The organism is Bacteroides oleiciplenus YIT 12058 (assembly GCF_000315485.1).
Lineage (GTDB): Bacteria > Bacteroidota > Bacteroidia > Bacteroidales > Bacteroidaceae > Bacteroides > Bacteroides oleiciplenus.
Genome location: NZ_JH992942.1, coordinates 23,742 through 42,466 on the forward strand (window position 1 = coordinate 23,742; position 18,725 = coordinate 42,466).

The 18,725-nt window shown below is 45.1% G+C and carries 12 protein-coding genes and 2 tRNA genes; 12 read left to right on the plus strand and 2 right to left on the minus strand.

What is annotated here, in order from left to right; all coding sequences use genetic code 11:
* Positions 1 to 43: 43 nt before the first annotated feature.
* The 6 genes from HMPREF9447_RS13775 (at position 44) to HMPREF9447_RS13800 (ending at position 7,619) form a co-directional block, all read left to right on the plus strand.
* On the plus strand, positions 44 to 886 hold the full coding sequence (locus HMPREF9447_RS13775) for a peptidylprolyl isomerase (RefSeq protein ID WP_009130338.1): 843 nt from the start codon (positions 44 to 46) through the stop codon (positions 884 to 886).
* Positions 887 to 900: 14 nt separating this feature from the next.
* A complete protein-coding gene (locus tag HMPREF9447_RS13780; RefSeq protein ID WP_044138188.1) occupies positions 901 to 2,268 on the plus strand; it encodes a peptidylprolyl isomerase in 1,368 nt (455 codons plus the stop codon).
* Positions 2,269 to 2,294: 26 nt separating this feature from the next.
* Positions 2,295 to 3,956, plus strand: coding sequence for an OstA-like protein (locus tag HMPREF9447_RS13785; RefSeq protein WP_009130340.1), 1,662 nt, complete (start codon positions 2,295 to 2,297; stop codon positions 3,954 to 3,956).
* Between the two features lie 5 nt (positions 3,957 to 3,961).
* Positions 3,962 to 4,252: a hypothetical protein gene (locus HMPREF9447_RS13790; protein WP_044138189.1), complete on the plus strand. Its 291-nt coding sequence runs from the start codon at positions 3,962 to 3,964 to the stop codon at positions 4,250 to 4,252.
* Positions 4,253 to 4,305: 53 nt separating this feature from the next.
* Positions 4,306 to 6,234 (plus strand): DNA mismatch repair endonuclease MutL, encoded by a 1,929-nt coding sequence (gene mutL / locus HMPREF9447_RS13795; RefSeq protein ID WP_009130342.1) that lies wholly within the window; start codon positions 4,306 to 4,308, stop codon positions 6,232 to 6,234.
* Positions 6,235 to 6,425: 191 nt separating this feature from the next.
* Positions 6,426 to 7,619 carry an OmpA family protein gene (locus HMPREF9447_RS13800; protein ID WP_009130343.1) on the plus strand — a complete coding sequence of 398 codons (1,194 nt, stop codon included), beginning with the start codon at positions 6,426 to 6,428 and terminating at the stop codon, positions 7,617 to 7,619.
* 111 nt (positions 7,620 to 7,730) lie between these two features.
* Here the strand turns inward: HMPREF9447_RS13800 and trpS are convergent, their stop codons facing one another.
* Positions 7,731 to 8,825: a tryptophan--tRNA ligase gene (gene trpS, locus HMPREF9447_RS13805; RefSeq protein ID WP_044138190.1), complete on the minus strand. Its 1,095-nt coding sequence runs from the start codon at positions 8,823 to 8,825 to the stop codon at positions 7,731 to 7,733.
* Positions 8,826 to 10,006: 1,181 nt separating this feature from the next.
* On the opposite strand from trpS, the gene carB reads away from it, so the two are divergent.
* The 5 genes from carB (at position 10,007) to HMPREF9447_RS13830 (ending at position 16,544) form a co-directional block, all read left to right on the plus strand.
* Entirely contained in the window at positions 10,007 to 13,225 is a 3,219-nt protein-coding gene (carB, locus tag HMPREF9447_RS13810; RefSeq protein WP_009130346.1) for a carbamoyl-phosphate synthase (glutamine-hydrolyzing) large subunit, read from the plus strand.
* Between the two features lie 146 nt (positions 13,226 to 13,371).
* Positions 13,372 to 13,929 (plus strand): sugar O-acetyltransferase, encoded by a 558-nt coding sequence (locus HMPREF9447_RS13815; protein ID WP_009130347.1) that lies wholly within the window; start codon positions 13,372 to 13,374, stop codon positions 13,927 to 13,929.
* Positions 13,930 to 13,979: 50 nt separating this feature from the next.
* Entirely contained in the window at positions 13,980 to 16,181 is a 2,202-nt protein-coding gene (locus HMPREF9447_RS13820; protein WP_009130348.1) for an alpha-L-rhamnosidase-related protein, read from the plus strand.
* Positions 16,182 to 16,364: 183 nt separating this feature from the next.
* Positions 16,365 to 16,442: transfer RNA gene (locus HMPREF9447_RS13825), tRNA-Val, on the plus strand.
* 27 nt (positions 16,443 to 16,469) lie between these two features.
* A tRNA-Val gene (locus HMPREF9447_RS13830) sits at positions 16,470 to 16,544 on the plus strand.
* A gap of 55 nt (positions 16,545 to 16,599) precedes the next feature.
* Here HMPREF9447_RS13830 and HMPREF9447_RS13835 read toward each other — a convergent pair.
* The gene (locus tag HMPREF9447_RS13835) at positions 16,600 to 17,616 is read right to left on the minus strand and encodes a LacI family DNA-binding transcriptional regulator (RefSeq protein WP_044138238.1); all 1,017 of its coding nucleotides are present in this window, start codon (positions 17,614 to 17,616) and stop codon (positions 16,600 to 16,602) included.
* Between the two features lie 176 nt (positions 17,617 to 17,792).
* Between HMPREF9447_RS13835 and HMPREF9447_RS13840 the strand changes: the two genes are divergently transcribed.
* Positions 17,793 to 18,725, plus strand: coding sequence for an aldo/keto reductase (locus tag HMPREF9447_RS13840; protein WP_009130350.1), 933 nt, complete (start codon positions 17,793 to 17,795; stop codon positions 18,723 to 18,725).

Below are 18,725 nucleotides of genomic sequence, written 5' to 3' on the forward strand. Positions count from 1 at the left end.
CCGCTATCTTCGTAGCTTGAAATAAGTAAATATCATATCGGTAATGCGAATATTTTTCCTGGGACTCCTATCCATCCTTTTCTGTGTGGCTTGTAGCGAGCAACACAACCATAAAGGTAAGACACCGCTGGTGGAGCTGGACGGCAATTTCCTTTACCGCGAAGATCTGCAATCTGCACTTCCGGCAAGGTTGTCGAAGGATGATAGCTTATTATTTGCCGAGCATTATATCCGCAACTGGGTGGAAGATATCTTGCTATACGAGAAGGCTCAAAGCAATATTCCCGATAACGGGGAGATAGAAAAACTTGTGGAGAATTATCGGAAAGCGTTGATAATGCACACTTATCAGCAAGCGCTGATTCATCAGAGACTCTCGAATGAGATTTCGGAACGGGAGTTGACGGAGTATTACGAAAAGAATAAAGATCTTTTCAAGTTGGAACGCCCCCTTGTGCAAGGGCTGTTCATTAAAGTTCCCCTCACCGCACCAGAACTAAACAATGTACGTCGTTGGTATAAGACTCCTACGCAAGATGCAGTGGAGCATTTGGAGAAGTATAGCTTGCAGAATGCTGTGAAGTACGAGTACTTTTATGACAAGTGGGTTCCTATGTCGGATGTACTTGACCTGATACCCTTGAAAGTGCCGGAGGTGGAAGATTATGTGAATAAGAACCGTCATATCGAATTAAAAGATACGGCGTTTTATTATTTTCTGAATGTGGCTGAGCTGCGTTCGGTGGGCGAGCAAGAACCATACGAGTTTGCCCGTCCTAAAGTGAAAGATATGGTGCTGAACCTGAAACAGGTGGAATTCATGAAAGCTGTGAAAGATGACTTGTATCAGCGGGCAGTGAAAAGAGATAAGATTAAATATAATTAGTTTAGATACACAGAATGAGAAATTTTATGAACTTTAAGTTTGTAGTTTTATGTGCCTTGGCGCTGTTGACCGGTTCTGCCGTTTACGGACAAGACAATGTGATTGACGAGGTAGTTTGGGTAGTGGGCGACGAGGCTATATTGAAGTCTGAAGTAGAAGAAGCACGTATGAGTGCTCAGTACGAAGGACGTAAGTTCGACGGTGACCCTTACTGCGTGATTCCGGAAGAAATAGCCGTACAGAAGCTATTTCTGCATCAGGCAGCTCTTGATAGTATCGAAGTTGCTGAGAGTGAAGTAATTCAGCGTGTGGACTATATGACGAATATGTATATCGCCAATATCGGTTCTCGCGAGAAGATGGAGGAGTACTTCAATAAGACATCCAGCCAGATTCGTGAAACTCTGCGTGATAATGCGCGCGAAGGTTTAAAGGTGCAGAAGATGCAGCAAAAGCTGGTGGGTGAGATTAAAATTACTCCGGCGGAAGTGCGTCGCTATTTTAAGGATCTGCCGCAGGATAGCATCCCTTACATCCCTACTCAGGTAGAGGTACAGATTATCACGCAACAGCCGAAGATTCCTTTGGATGAAATTGAAGATGTGAAAAGCCGTTTGCGTGAATATACGGAACGCGTCAATAAGGGGGAGAGCTTCTCTATGCTGGCACGTCTGTATTCTGACGACCGTGGTACTGCTATCAATGGTGGTGAAATGCCTTTTACAGGACGTGGTTATCTGGACCCGGCATTTGCTAACGTAGCTTTTAACTTGCAGGACCCGAACAAGGTTTCTAAGATTGTAGAGTCGGAATATGGTTTTCATATTATCCAATTGATGGAGAAACGTGGTGACCGTATCAAAGTACGCCATATTTTGTTGAAGCCCCATGTACCGGAAGAAGCACTTATGTCGGGTACTGCCCGCCTGGACTCTATCGCTGATGATATTCGTAGCGGTAAGTTTACTTTTGAAGAAGCGGCTTCCGTACTTTCACAAGATAAGGATACACGCAACAATCATGGTTTGCTGCCTAACCCTCAAACCAATACTTCCAAGTTTGAGATGCAGGAACTGCCACCTGAGATTGCAAAGGTGGTAGATAAAATGAAAGTTGGAGAAATTTCTGAAGCATTCACTATGATTCCGCAGAAAACCGGTAAAGAGGAGTGTGTTATTGTAAAGTTGAAAAGCCGTATTAACGGACATAAGGCAACGATTTCAGAGGACTATCAGAATCTGAAAGAAATCGTACTGGAAAAACGTCGTGACGAGATGCTGGATAAGTGGATTCGTGAGAAACAAAAGCATACGTACGTGCGTATCAACGATAACTGGAAGAACTGTTCATTCAAGTATCCGGGTTGGGTTAAAAAAGACTGATTCCGGGTGATACACTAACTTTTTGTATGCAGAAACAAAATACAAGAAATAATTTTCTGAACAGGCATAGATTCCTATTAACAGGTGTTCTATGCCTGTTTGGCATCTGTTTACTGAGCGCTCAGGACAAGAAGAAAGAACCGGAAAAGAAGAAAACCCGGGTTGATTTGCTTCATGCCGACGAGGCACAGGCAGACAAAATCCTGCTTCCGGATGTACAGATACTTATCGGGTCGGTAAAGTTGCGTCACGACAGCATGTACATGTACTGTGACAGTGCGCTGATTTTTGAAAAAACGAACTCGGTGGAAGCGTTTGATAACGTCCGTATGGAACAGGGAGACACGCTCTTTATCTATGGAGATTACCTCTATTATGACGGTATGTCGCAGTTGGCAATGATACGTGGCAATGTCCGTATGATTAATCGGAACACAACGTTGACAACTGACAGCTTGAACTATGACCGTTTGTATAATCTGGGTTATTACTTTGAGGGTGGAACGTTGACCGACGAGGAGAATGTGCTGACTTCCGAGTGGGGAGAGTATAGCCCGGCGACTAAGTTGTCCGTATTCAACCATGACGTGAAGTTAGTAAATCCGCAGTTTGTCCTGACCTCGGATACTCTGAAATATAGTACTGCGAGTAAGATTGCTACAATTCTGGGGCCTTCGGATATTGTGAGCGATAAGAATCACATCTACTCCGAACGGGGTATTTACAATACCACTACCGAACAGGCAGAACTGCTGGATCGTTCAGTATTGACCAACGAAGGTAAGAAACTGACAGGCGACAGCCTTTTCTATGACCGTGTTCTGGGGTATGGTGAAGCATTTGATAATGTGCAGATGAACGATACCATCAACAAGAATATGCTGACCGGTGATTATTGTTTTTACAATGAAATATCGGGAAGTGCTCTTGCCACGCTACGTGCGGTTGCCATCGACTATTCACAAGGTGATAGTTTGTTTATGCATGGTGATACTTTGCGCTTACTTACCTATAATATAGATACTGACTCCATGTATCGCGAAATGCGTGCTTATCATAAAGTTCGCGCTTATCGTACAGATGTGCAGGCCGTATGCGATTCTCTGGTATATAATTCTAAGGATTCTTGCATGACTATGTACGTCGATCCTATCTTATGGCATGGCGAACAACAATTGTTAGGTGAAGAAATCAAGGTTTATATGAACGACAGCACCATCGACTGGGCGCACATCATCAACCAGGCATTAACTGTGGAACGGAAAGACTCCATCCACTACAATCAGGTGACCGGTAAAGAGATGAAAGCTTTCTTTATTGATGGAGATATGCGTCAGGTAGATGTGAACGGTAATGTATTGGTTATCTTCTATCCTGTGGAAGAAAAAGACAGTAGCCTGATTGGACTGAATTATGCCGAAGGTGGTTTTTTGCGTATGCTGCTGAAAGAGCGACGCATGGAAAAAGGTGCTTTTATTGGCAAGGCTAATGGTACGATGTATCCGATGGATCAAATTCCGGCAGATAAATATAAGTTGCCCACTTTTGTCTGGTTCGATTATATCCGTCCACGGAATAAGGAAGATATTTTTGAATGGCGGGGCAAGAGAGCTGGTGAACAATTACAGAAATCAGATCGGAAACCTGTTGTTTCGCCAAGAAATATGAATATCAAAAGAAATAAATAAGCGCTATGGGAATGTTCACAATGAGAAAGCCGCGCGGCTTTAACCATCAATATATATATGTTGATGAGCGAAAAGAGAAGTTGGCGAAGATGGAAGAAAGCGCCAAACGTGACTTGGGAATGTTACCTGAGAAAGAATTTTCACCGGAAGACATCCGGGGAAAGTTTGTTGAAGGAACTACCCACCTGAAACGACGTAAGGAAAGCGGGCGTAAACCGATACACTTGGGAGTGATACTGGTTATTATCGCCTTGCTGATATATTTGTGGTATGCAATAAGCACCGGAATAATTTGATTCCGGCAGTTACTTTCCTAACTTAACTAATTAAAAAACAATTCATTGTTCTTATGAGCGACATAATTCATTTGCTGCCCGATTCGGTTGCCAATCAGATTGCTGCCGGAGAGGTGATTCAGCGTCCGGCATCCGTAATTAAGGAATTGGTAGAGAATGCAATTGATGCCGGAGCACAAGAGATACACGTGCTGGTGACGGATGCAGGAAAGACCTGTATACAAGTGATTGACGATGGAAAGGGTATGTCCGAAACGGATGCGCGCCTTGCCTTTGAACGTCATGCCACGTCCAAGATAAAAGAAGCTGCCGATTTGTTTGCTTTGCGCACAATGGGATTTCGCGGTGAGGCGTTGGCCTCTATCGCTGCGGTGGCAGAAGTGGAACTGAAAACCCGCATGGACGATGAGGAACTGGGGACGCGGATTGTGATAGCCGGTTCCAAAGTAGAAAGCCAGGAAGCCGTTTCCTGTCCTAAAGGGAGTAACTTCTCCATAAAGAATCTGTTCTTTAATATACCCGCCCGCCGCAAGTTTCTGAAAGCGAACTCGACGGAGCTCAGCAATATCCTTACAGAATTCGAACGCATCGCTTTGGTACATCCCGAGGTGGCTTTCTATTTATATAGCAATGATACCGAGTTGTTCAATCTGCCGGTAATGCCGCTCCGCCAGCGTATCCTGGCAGTGTTCGGTAAGAAGTTGAACCAGCATTTACTGTCGGTGGATGTGGACACCACGATGGTGAAAGTATCAGGTTTTGTTGCCAAACCGGAGACGGCTCGTAAGAAAGGCGCCCATCAATACTTCTTTGTGAATGGCCGTTATATGCGCCATCCGTATTTTCATAAAGCGGTGATGGATGCTTATGAACAACTGATTCCGGCTGGAGAACAGATTTCCTATTTTATCTATTTTGATGTTGATCCGGCTAATATTGATGTGAATATACATCCCACTAAAACGGAAATCAAATTTGAAAACGAACAGGCTATCTGGCAGATACTTTCTGCGGCAGTAAAAGAATCATTGGGTAAATTCAATGCTGTGCCGTCTATTGATTTCGATATGGAAGGCATGCCGGATATTCCGACATTCGACCAAACCCGCCCGATAGAGCCACCGAAGGTTCATTATAATTCTGACTTCAATCCGTTCAAGACTTCTTCCTCTTCTTCTTATGGAGGGGGCGGTTATTCCCGTCCGAAGGTAGACTGGGAGGGATTGTACGATGGTCTGGAGAAAGCCAGCAAGATGAATGCTCCAATGGAGGAAGAACCGTTTGTGGATGAAACGGACTGGATCTCTGCATCTGCACCTGTGAATATGCCTGAGGAACGTACGCCGTATATTGCGGAAACGGAAATGACACCATCATCAGCAGCATCGTTATATACCAATGAATCGGCGGTGGAAAAAGGTACTCAACATTTTCAGTTCAAGGGGCGGTTTATCCTGACTTCAGTCAAGTCCGGTTTGATGCTGATAGACCAGCATAGAGCGCATATCCGGGTGTTGTTTGAACGCTATATGAGTCAGATTCGTCAGAAGCAAGGAGTGTCTCAAGGAGTGCTTTTCCCCGAAATAGTGCAGTTGCCGGCCTCGGAAGCTGCGGTGTTGGAAAGTATTCTGGAAGATTTTTCGGCAGTTGGCTTTGAACTGACACCGTTGGGAGGTGGTAGTTATGCAATAAACGGTATTCCGTCCGGTATTGAGGGACTGAACCCTGTAGAACTGGTGCGTAATATGGTGCATACGGCTATGGAAAAAGGAAATGATGTGAAAGAAGAGGTGCAAACGATGCTGGCCCTGACACTGGCAAAGGCTGCCGCGATTGTCTATGGACAGGTGTTGAGCAATGAAGAAATGGTGAATCTGGTAGATAGCCTGTTTGCCTGTCCTACTCCAAACTATACGCCAGATGGACGTACGGTACTGTCCACCATTAAAGAAGAAGATATCGAGAAACTGTTTTCGCGATAAGATAATTGATATAATGCATTTCGGACGGATAATCATTCGCCCGAAATGTATAAAAGAGCTTTTATTCTCCTCAATTTATAATATACTTCAATAACAAAAATTATACTCTCTCAAAAACCTTTTAGTTCTGCGGGTGTTATTTAAGCAAATTAAAGAATGAATTTAAATTAACCACTTAACTATTTAGGTATATGAAAAAGATTCTAATGTTGCTGGCTCTGGCCGGCCTGACTTCTGGCGCCTGGGCCCAGAACAGTACAAGTGAAGTAGTAGAATACGAGGTTATTCAAGTGCAGGATAAGTATCAGGTGATAACCAATCCTTTCTGGAGTAACTGGTTCTTTTCTATCGGAGGCGGTGCCGAAGCTACATTTGGTGATAATGATAAAGCCGGAAGTTTTGGCAAGCGTATCAGCCCGACACTGAATATTTCCGTTGGTAAATGGTTCACTCCTGGTTTAGGATTGCGTTTGCAATATAGCGGTCTTCAGGCAAGAGGCTTTACATACGATGGTGGTGCCGACTATGTGAAAGGTGCCGAACTGAAAGACGGTTACTATAAACAACGCTTCGATTACATGAATCTGCACGGTGACGTGATGTTCAACCTGAATGCACTCTTCGGCGGTTATAATCAGCACCGTGTTTATGAGGTTATTCCTTATGTAGGTGCGGGTTTTACTCACAACTACTCAAAGCCCCATCGCGAGGCACTGTCCGTAAACGCAGGTATCATCAACAAGTTCCGGATTTCGAATGCGATAGATATTAACCTGGAACTTAGTGCAATGGGTGTTGAGGATAAATTCGACGGTGAAGTTGGTGGCGATCATGGCTATGATGGCGTGTTGAGTGCTACGGTCGGTTTGACTTACCGTTTCCCTGCCCGTGGTTTCCGTCGTCCGATGCCGCAGTTGATTTCTCAGATTGAGCTGGCTGCCATGCAGGATAAGCTGGCAATGATGGGCGCACAGAATGCACAATTGAAGAATGCATTGATACAGGCAGAGAACCAACCGGTAGCAGAAGTGACTGAAACAGAGGTTATCGTTCCGGATCCGGACATTGCACCGCGTACTGTATTCTTTACTATCGGTTCTGCCGAGCTGTCTCCGCGTGAAATCATGAATCTGTCTTATCTGGCAGAACAAATGAAACAATTCCCGAACGCTACTTATACCGTAAATGGTTATGCCGATTCTGCAACCGGTACTCCGGCATTCAACAAAGAGTTGAGCTTGAAACGTGCACAAGCTGTTAAGAATGCGTTGGTTAAGAACTATGGTATCTCTGCCGATCGCCTGAGTATTGATGCAGGTGGTGGTGTAGATAAGTTTGGTCAACCGATTTTGAATCGTGTGGTATTAGTAAAATCTGCTAATTAAATATAGTCTTTTCATGTGTAAGGGAACGCCCTGTTCTCTCGTAGATTCTACGGGAGACAGGGCGTTCCTCTGTTTTGTAATAATGAGAACTTCTTTAAGAATAAGAAGCAATTATTCTTCGCTGAATTTCTTCACCTGTTCTGCAATCAGTTCTGCATCGTCGAAATAGTTAATCTTCATCGCTTTGCGTACATTGTCCAATGTAGCAGCAGCGGCTTCGCGTGCAGTTTCGCAACCTTTCTTCAACATTTCGTAGATGGCAGGAATGTCTTTTTCGAACTCTTTACGACGGTTACGAATTGGTTCCAATGTCTCTTGCATGATGGCGTTAAGGAACTTCTTCACTTTCACATCTCCCAGACCGCCACGCATGTAGTGTGCTTTCAATTCATCCAGATTAGGATAATCGGGCAGATAGCGTTCGAAGTGTTCGGGACGGGAGAAAGCATCCAGATAAGTGAATACAGGATTGCCCTCTACTTTACCCGGGTCTTGCACGCGCAAGTGGTCAGGATCGGTGTACATGCCACGAATCTTTTTTTCTACTTCTTCGGCACTGTCAGAAAGATAGATGCAGTTGCCCAGAGATTTACTCATTTTAGCTTTACCGTCGGTTCCCGGCAGACGCAGGCAGGCTGCATTGTCCGGCAGCAGGATTTCCGGTTCCACCAGTGTTTCACCATATATATAGTTGAAGCGGCGTACTATTTCACGAGCTTGTTCGAGCATCGGCTCCTGGTCTTCGCCTACGGGGACAGTCGTTGCGTTGAAAGCTGTGATGTCCGCTGCTTGGCTGATGGGGTAGGTAAAGAAACCTACCGGTATGCTCGTCTCGAAGTTGCGCATCTGGATTTCGGTCTTTACGGTCGGGTTGCGTTGCAGGCGGGATACCGTCACCATATTCATATAGTAAAAACTCAACTCACAGAGTTCCGGAATTTGAGACTGGATGAAGATGGTGGACTTTGCCGGGTCTATGCCGCAAGCCAGATAATCCAGTGCTACTTCAATCACGTTCTGGCGCACTTTCTCCGGGTTGTCCACATTATCGGTCAGCGCCTGTGCATCGGCGATGAAGATGAATATCTTGTCATACAAACCGGAGTTCTGCAACTCCACTCTTCTTCTCAATGAGCCTACATAGTGTCCTATGTGCAGGCGTCCTGTGGGGCGGTCGCCCGTGAGGATGATTTTTTCTTTGGCCATATCTATATTTATATTCTTAGTTATCTTTCTCTGGCTTGTTGCCGTTTGGCAGCAAATGAGTTGCAAAGATACCTATTATTTTTCTGAAATCCATAATCGCGTATCTAAAAGGAATTAAATGACAGACAATACTATCTTCTTATTTTGTCCGACAGTAGGAGGGAGGAATGAAGATGGTCTGTAGTGAGTCAAATTCATAACCGCCCGGAAATGAATTTCCTCTCCCTACTTCTAACCTTTTTCTTAGGCACTCCTATGATTTTTCCTTCCGAAGATTAGTTCCTTCGTGTGCAGACGTTTATTCTTTCCACCACGGGGCTTTTTTCTTTCCATCATGGTGGAAAGAAACTTTCTCCATGGCGGAAAGAAAAAAGCCCCGTGGTGGAAAGAATAACTGTCTACTGCGATTTTCCTTAGCCTCCGTAAGGAAAAGAGATAAAAGTGGCGGTGCGGCAACTTAATTTAAGCACCTCACATTTTTTTTAGTTCAAATCGGTACAAAAATGAATGAAATGCTAATTTAGCGCAGCCTAAGCCTGAAGGCTTTCATCTTACAGCCCGGGGCAACGCCCCGGGTAATAAATGCCCCCACAATCTTTGAACTGCACCCCAAAAGTTAGACACAAAACTTTAGGAGTGCAGTTCACTTACGCCCTGTAAGGGGCAAAAGCCGGTGCGTGCCGTTATGCCCTTACAGGGCGCAAAGATAAATACATATCAACCCCCTGGGCTATAAGATAACAGGCTTTCAGCCTTGAGCTGCGCAATGCTTCTATGCCGATAGAACCTTGTTCCCTTGTCAACTTGTATCCTCGTCAACTAATTCATAACCGCTATAGAAACAAATCACTCCCGTCAAGCCCTTCTCCTTCCCCCCCCTTTCTTTATCATGACCCCTTTTACAAGAAGAGCCTTAGTCGAAAAAAACTTCTTCTGATAATTTGTTTGTCTCACAAATAAGTCGTTACTTTGCACAAATTTTAAAACAACGATGCAACAACACGGGAAGAGAATCAAATATAATCTGCGTTCGAATGAATTCCATTCGTTAGTCGATGATTTCTTCTTCTCTGAAAATGATATTGTTAGTTCTTTGGTAATGCGTTAATCCTTTTTTGGGTAACGCATTTTTTTTGTGCCCGAACGTATAGGAAGAAACTTAATAGACAACAAGAGAATATATGGAAAAGAATTTGAAGAAAGTGTTGGTCTTGGGCTCAGGTGCACTCAAGATCGGTCAGGCCGGGGAGTTTGATTATTCCGGTTCGCAGGCTTTGAAAGCTCTGCACGAAGAAGGTATTAGTTCAGTATTGGTAAACCCCAATATTGCTACCATCCAAACCTCGGAAGGTATTGCAGATCAGGTTTACTTCTTACCGGTTACCACCTATTTCGTGGAAGAAATCATCAAGAAAGAACGTCCTGATGGTATTCTGTTGGCATTTGGCGGTCAGACAGCTCTGAACTGCGGTGCTGAGTTGTACACAAGTGGTATCCTGAACAAGTACGGCGTGCGCGTGTTGGGAACTTCAGTAGAAGCCATCATGTACACGGAAGACCGTGACCTTTTCGTGAAGAAACTGGATGAAATTGAAATGAAGACTCCCGTCAGCCAAGCTGTAGAGAGCATGGAAGATGCCATTGCAGCTGCTGAACGTATCGGTTTCCCGGTAATGGTTCGCTCCGCTTATGCACTGGGCGGTTTGGGTAGCGGTATCTGTCAGGATAAGGAAGAATTCCTGAAACTGGCCGAAAGCTCCTTCGCTTTCTCTAAACAAATTCTTGTAGAAGAGTCTCTGAAAGGCTGGAAAGAAATAGAATTCGAGGTAATCCGTGATGCGAACGACCACTGTTTCACAGTAGCAAGCATGGAAAACTTCGACCCGCTGGGTATCCATACCGGAGAGTCTATCGTGGTTGCCCCTACGTGCTCGCTTGCCGACGAACAGGTAAAAATGCTGCAAGATCTTTCTACCAAGTGTATCCGCCATTTGGGTATCGTAGGCGAATGTAACATTCAGTATGCATTCAATGCCGAAACCAATGACTATCGCGTGATTGAAGTGAATGCCCGCCTGTCCCGTTCTTCCGCCTTGGCATCTAAAGCTACGGGTTATCCGTTGGCATTTGTTGCTGCTAAGATTGCATTGGGCTATACGCTCGATCAGATTGGCGAAATGGGAACTCCGAACTCAGCTTACGTAGCTCCGCAACTGGACTACTTGATTTGTAAAATCCCTCGTTGGGACTTGACGAAGTTCGTAGGCGTTAGCCGTGAAATCGGTTCCAGCATGAAGTCGGTAGGCGAAATCATGTCTATCGGACGTTCTTTCGAAGAAATCATCCAGAAAGGTTTGCGTATGATTGGTCAGGGAATGCACGGATTCGTTGGTAACGACCTGCACTTCGACGACTTGGACCGTGAACTTTCACGTCCCACGGACTTACGCGTATTCGCCATTGCCCAGGCTTTGGAAAGTGGCTATACGATAGACCGTATTTTCGACCTGACTAAGATTGACCCTTGGTTCCTTGGCAAGTTGAAAAACATTGTTGACTATAAGTTGAAGCTCTCCCAATATAATAAGGTGGAAGATATTCCGGCCGACGTGCTGCGCGAAGCAAAAGTACTCGGTTTCTCTGACTTCCAGATTGCACGTTTCGTGCTTGAGCCGTCAGGCAATATGGAGAAGGAAAACCTGATGGTGCGTGCCCGCCGTAAAGAATTGGGTATTCTTCCGGCTGTGAAGCGCATCAATACGATAGCTTCCGAACATCCTGAACTGACGAACTACCTGTACATGACGTATGCCACTCAGGGTTACGATGTGAACTATTATAAGAATGAAAAGTCGGTGGTTGTTCTGGGTTCCGGTGCTTACCGTATCGGTTCTTCCGTAGAGTTCGACTGGTGCTCGGTGAATGCTGTACAGACGGCACGCAAACTGGGGTACAAGTCCATCATGATTAACTACAACCCCGAAACCGTGTCTACGGACTATGATATGTGCGATCGCCTTTACTTCGATGAGCTTTCTTTTGAACGTGTACTCGATGTAATCGACCTGGAACAACCCCGTGGCGTAATCGTATCCGTGGGCGGACAGATTCCGAACAACCTGGCCATGAAACTGCACCGTCAGTCAGTGCCCATTCTGGGAACTTCACCTATCTCTATCGACCGTGCTGAAAGCCGCAACAAGTTTTCCGCAATGCTCGACCAACTGGGTATCGACCAGCCGGCATGGCAAGCGCTTACCAGTCTGGAGGCTGTGAAAGATTTCGTAGAGAAAGTGGGCTATCCGGTATTGGTTCGTCCGTCGTATGTGCTTTCCGGTGCAGCGATGAATGTTTGCTACGATGAAGAAGAACTGGAAAACTTCTTGCAGATGGCTGCCGAGGTATCCAAAGAATATCCGGTGGTAGTATCTCAGTTCTTGCAGAATACGAAGGAAATCGAGTTTGACGCTGTTGCACAGAATGGTGAAGTGGTGGAATATGCCATCTCCGAGCATGTGGAATTTGCAGGTGTACACTCTGGTGACGCTACGCTGGTGTTCCCGGCACAGAAGATTTACTTTGCTACGGCACGCCGTATCAAGAAGATCAGCCGCCAGATTGCAAAGGAACTTAATATTTCCGGCCCGTTCAATATCCAGTTCTTGGCACGCAATAATGAGGTGAAGGTAATCGAATGTAACCTTCGTGCTTCACGTAGCTTCCCGTTCGTGTCCAAGGTGTTGAAACGTAACTTTATTGAAACGGCTACCCGCATCATGTTGGATGCTCCTTATACTCGTCCTGACAAGTCAGCATTCGATATTGATTGGATTGGCGTAAAGGCTTCTCAGTTCTCATTCTCCCGTCTGCACAAAGCAGACCCGGTACTGGGTGTGGATATGTCTTCTACCGGTGAGGTGGGTTGCATCGGCGATGACTTCTCAGAAGCATTGCTGAGTGCGATGATTGCCACTGGCTTCCAGATACCTCAGAAGGGTGTAATGTTCTCTTCCGGTGCTATGAAGTCCAAAGTAGATTTGTTGGAGTCCAGCCGCATGCTTTTCAATGAGGGTTATAAGATTTATGCAACGGCAGGTACGGCCGCATTCCTCAATGCTCATGGTGTGACTACCGAGGCCGTTTATTGGCCTGATGAACGTCCCGATGCTGAGAACAACGTGATGAAGATGATTGCCGAACATAAGTTCGACCTGATTGTCAACATTCCGAAGAATCACACGAAGCGTGAGTTGACGAATGGTTATAAGATTCGCCGTGGTGCCATTGACCATAACATTCCGTTGATTACGAATGCCCGTCTGGCAAGTGCCTTCATCGAAGCGTTCTGCGAATTAAAATTGCAAGATATTCAGATCAAGAGCTGGCAGGAGTACAAATAATAAGGTATAATAGCCAGGATAGGGAAGACAGCATAAATACCGGATGTTTCCGGTGTTTATGCTGTCTCTTTTTTATTCATATCATTGGATATCAGAAATTAATCTCTTATTTTTGTGACAGATGAAGACTAAAATGACTTATTGATATGAATGAGGTAGAAAAAATGCGGAGTTCGCAACTGGCAGATATGTCTGCCCCGGAGGTGCAGGTGAAGTTTGTGCATGCAAAAAAGTTGTTGGCAAGGATGCGGCAGTTGAGTACTTATGATAAGGCCTACAGGGGATTGCTGGAGGAACTGATACCTGGTATTCCTGAAACTTCCGTGGTGTGCCCGCCTTTCCATTGCGATCATGGTGATGGTATCAGGCTGGGCGAACATGTGTTTGTGAATGCGAACTGTACTTTTCTGGATGGTGGCTATATTACAATAGGAGCTCATACACTGGTTGGTCCCTGCGTACAGATTTATACTCCGCAACATCCAATGAATTATATAGAACGCCGCACTTCGAAAGAATATGCCTATCCCGTGATAATAGGAGAGGACTGTTGGATTGGCGGTGGAGTCATTATCTGCCCTGGAGTGACGATTGGCGACCGTTGTATCATCGGTGCCGGAAGTGTGGTGACCAAAGATATTCCTTCTGATAGCGTGGCGGTAGGTAATCCGGCAAAGGTGCTCCGGAAGCAGGCGAAGGAGTGATGAATTAAGTGTGGATATTCCAATCCGTTCAATCGAATACTGTCTTAAGCATGAAAAAACTTTTCCTTTTAATTCTTATTTTGATTTCTGTTGCTGCCATACAAGTAAAGGCAGCCGATGAGTTCCCACCTCAAGCCAGGTGGATTGGTAGTGAACATTGCCAAAGTACCCCAAATTCCTGGCTTTGTTTTCGTAAAACTGTGGAGGTTACTGACATTCCAGGTAAGTTGATGGCAAATATTGCTGTCGATTCCAAATACTGGTTATGGATTAATGGAAAGATGGTGGTTTTTGAGGGCGGATTGAAACGAGGTCCTGCACCCGGAGCGACTTATTATGACCAAATAGATATTACCCCTTATCTGACGAAGGGAGAGAATGTTATAGCATTGTTGGTGTGGCATTTCGGGAAGAACGGGTTCAGCCATGTGAACAGTGGAACAGCTGCTTTGCTGTTCAGTGCCCAGTCCACAGGTTTGACTATCGTCAGCGATAAAACCTGGCAATGCAAGGTGTACCAGGCTTATGAAAACACAGGAGCGCCATTCCCTAATTATCGTTTGTCCGAAAGTAATATCCGTTTCGATGCCCGCAAGGAACTGGCAGGCTGGAATCTGCCGGAGTTTAGCGGGCGGCTGGGAGCTTCCATTGAGATTGCTTCGCCGAATGAAATGCCATTTGGCAAATTGATACTTCGCCCCATCCCGATGTGGAAAGACAGTGGGTTGAAAGACTACCCGGAAGTAGTTAAGAATGAAACCGGGGATACTATTCGTTGTCGTTTGCCGTACAACTGTCAGGCTACTCCTTATCTGAAAGTCAAAGCTCCAGCCGGATTGCTGATTGGCATGTTGACTGATAATTATACAGGTGGCAGTGCTAATAATGTAAGAGCGGAATACGTCACTCGTGAAGGAGAGCAGGAATATGAAAGTCTTGGCTGGATGAACGGTCACGAAATGTTGTACGTGATTCCTGCTGGAGTAGAAGTGCTGGGGCTTAAATATCGCGAAACAGGTTATAATGCTGATATAAAAGGCTCTTTCATATGTAATGATGATTTTCTCACTGAGTTGTGGAAGCGGAGCGCTCGTACCCTGTATATTACGATGCGCGATAATTACATGGATTGTCCCGACCGTGAACGTGCGCAATGGTGGGGAGATGAAGTGAATGAACTGGGCGAAGCGTTCTATGCACTCGATCCGCGAGGTTGGCAATTGGCTACAAAAGGTATCTATGAGTTGATGAACTGGCAACGCCCGGATGGCATTATTGCCTCTCCTGTTCCCTCCCTGAATTGGTGCAAGGAACTCCCTTTACAAATGCTTGCTTCTGTCGGATGGTATGGATTCTACACACAAGCATTCTACAGCGGTGATTACTCCTTTGTTCCGAAGATTTATGACGGAATGCGGAAGTATCTTCACGAAGTGTGGGAGGTGGATATGCAGGGATTTCCTGTTCCTCGTCCGGGTGATTGGAACTGGGGTGACTGGGGAGCGAACATTGATTTGGAGCTTCTTACCACTTGTTGGTACTATTTAGCTCTTAAAGCAGAGAAAGAGTTTGCTCTTTATCTACATAAACAATATGATGCCAATCGGATTGACAAGATGATGAAGCGTATTTCTGCAACTTTTGACCATCGTTACTGGACTGGCACCGCATATCGTTCCAAATCCTACAAGGGTGAGACGGACGACCGTTCTCAGGCTATGGCTGTAGTTAGCGGATTGGCGCCGGTCAGCAGACGCAAGGCCTTGCTGAAAGTTTTAAAGAAGGAGTATCATGCCAGTCCTTATATGGAAAAATACATTCTGGAGGCACTGTTCATGATGGGTGAACCGGACTTTGCATTGGAACGTATGCGTAACCGTTATACAAAAATGATGGCATATCCTTATACAACTTTATTTGAGGGCTGGGGGATAGGTGCCGACGGTTTTGGAGGAGGTACTATCAACCATGCATGGAGCGGTGGTACGTTGACCATTTTGAGCCAGAAGCTGTGTGGTATAGAACCTCTTGAACCGGGATTTAAGTGCTTTCGTGTTGCTCCGCAACTTGGTGCATTACGCGAGGCATCAGCAGTGGTGCCCACCCTTTATGGAGACATTAAGGTTGATATAAAAAAAGAAAGCCGTATGATGACTGTACATGTGGTTGTTCCGCAAGGCACTGTTGCTGTAGTGGCATTACCTGGTGGCAAAGAAAAAGTACTTCCACCGGGGAGTTATCTTCTTCCGTGAGCCGGGAAGGAAAGCGGGCATTATATAGATGATTGCTTGAAGAAAAAAAGTTTCTTTGTTAAATTGCTGAATTTCAATAACTACATCTGCTTTTGTCTGTTTTTTCTAAAAAATAGTTCGCAAATGTTTTGGTAATGTCAAAATAAGCTGTACCTTTGCATCGCTTTTGAAACGAAAGTGTAGGGGCGCTTAGCTCAGCTGGTTCAGAGCATCTGGTTTACACCCAGAGGGTCGGGGGTTCGAATCCCTCAGCGCCCACCAAAAATGACAATACACTTTCGAACAAAAGGGCGCTTAGCTCAGCTGGTTCAGAGCATCTGGTTTACACCCAGAGGGTCGGGGGTTCGAATCCCTCAGCGCCCACTTAGTTGTTTTTTAATGGTCTTGCAAGTGATTGTAAGGCCATTTTTGTTTTAATTCATTGTTTGATGGAAGAGCCGCGGACAGAAAGAATACACGGCACTATCTCCTGTTTTATATCACCAATCCCTTTGAGCTGTCTGAGCAAAAGTCCGCAAGCAGTTTCTCCCATCTTGTACGTTTGGTGGGTTACGGCTGTCAATGGTGGGTCTACATAGTTGGAGTGGGCTTCGTCTGTATATCCTATTAAAGCAATATCATCGGGTATGCGCAATCCGGATTCTTTAATGGCCTTCATTGCTCCGAAGGCGAGACTGTCTGTCATGGCTAATATGGCATCCGGCGGATTAGGCAATGAGAGTAAATGGCAAGCGCCTTCGTATCCCGACTCATATCCGATTTTCTTGCAAAAGACCAGTTCCCTTTCAATAAGTATCTTCCTTTCACGCAAAGCTTGCAGATAACCATGTTTTCGTTGTTTTACTATATCCAGATGATTAGCACCACCTATAAAGGCTACACGCTTGGAACCTGTGGACAGGAAATGCTCGGTAGCTTCTTGTGCCGACTCTATATTGTTGGTAATCACGGAAGAAAACTTATCAGTCAAACATATCCGGTCAAAGAAAACGATGGGTACATTCAGATCAACTAACGCTTCGAAATGTGAATAATCTGTTGTCTCCTGTGATAAACAGGCGATAATCCCTTCCACGCGGATATTTATCAGGTCTTCAAGGCACTTCTTTTCATTTTCAAACTGTTCGTAAGAGGAGGTTATGATGGTGGAATAGCCATTATTGTGGGCCATGTCATTAATGCCGCTAATGATAGACGAATAATAATGGGTGACAATATCGGGGACGATAATGCCTATTATTCGTGGCGTGTTCTTCAATAGACTCATGGCGAAGGGGTTTGGGCGGTAGTTTCTTTCTTTAGCCAGTGCTTTCACTTTCTTCCGCATTCTTTCACCTATTTCCGGACTGTTCTTTAGCGCACGCGAAACGGTAGAAATGGATACCCCCAATTCCGCTGCAAGTTCTTTCAGTGATACATTTCTTTTCTTTTCCATAGTGTAAATTAGGACCAATGAGCCCGACAACAAAAGTAATGAAAGGCGGGGTTTGGACAAAGGTAGCAAAACTGGGAATTTACGCAAACCTTTGCGTAGGGTTTTAACACATGAAGGAATCTTGCATATATTGAAAACGGATACTTTTGGAGCATGAAATCTTAAAATCAATCACAATGGAATACAGGGAAATAGGAAAAACAGGAATGAAAGTTTCCAATATTAGCTTTGGAGCTTCTTCGCTCGGTGGTGTCTTCCATTCCATAAAGGAAGAGGAGGGTATAAAGGCTGTGCATACGGCAGTAGATAATGGAATTAATTTCATCGATGTGTCTCCGTATTATGGACATCTGAAAGCTGAAATAGTATTGGGGAAAGCTTTGAAAGAAATTCAGCGAAGCAGATATTACCTCTCCACTAAAGTGGGTCGCTATGGTAGTAATGGAGTGAATTTCTGGGATTATTCTGCAAAGAGAGCTATGGAAAGTGTATATGAGAGCATGGAGCGGCTGAATGTGGATTATGTCGATTTAATCAACGTGCACGACATTGAGTTTGCTGATTTGGAACAAGTCTGTCAGGAGACACTTCCGGCTTTGGTGGAATTGCGAAACAAAGGCATTGTAAAACATGTAGGTATAACTAATCTGACGTTGCGCCATTTGAAATATGTAATTGATCATGTGCCCGAAGGTACGGTGGAAAGTGTTTTATCTTTCTGTCACTATTGTCTTAATGATGATGCGCTGACCGACTATCTGGATTATTTCGAAGAAAAAGAAATTGGAGTGATTAATGCTTCTCCTTTCTCGATGGGGCTACTCACTGAACGGGGTGCTCCCGATTGGCATCCGGCCCCTAAGCCTTTGCAGGAATTGTGCAGGAAAGCTGCGCAGTATTGTAAAGAGCAGGGCAAAGCGATTGAACAATTGGCGGTGAAATACGCAGTGTCTAATCCTCGGATTGCGACCACGCTGTTTAGTACAGCTCGACCTGAAGCCGTATTGCAAAACATAAAATGGACGGATGAGGTATTGGATGAGCAATTGCTGAGAAGAGTCAAGGAGATTCTGGAACCCCGTTTCAGGGATACATGGTTGAACAGCTAA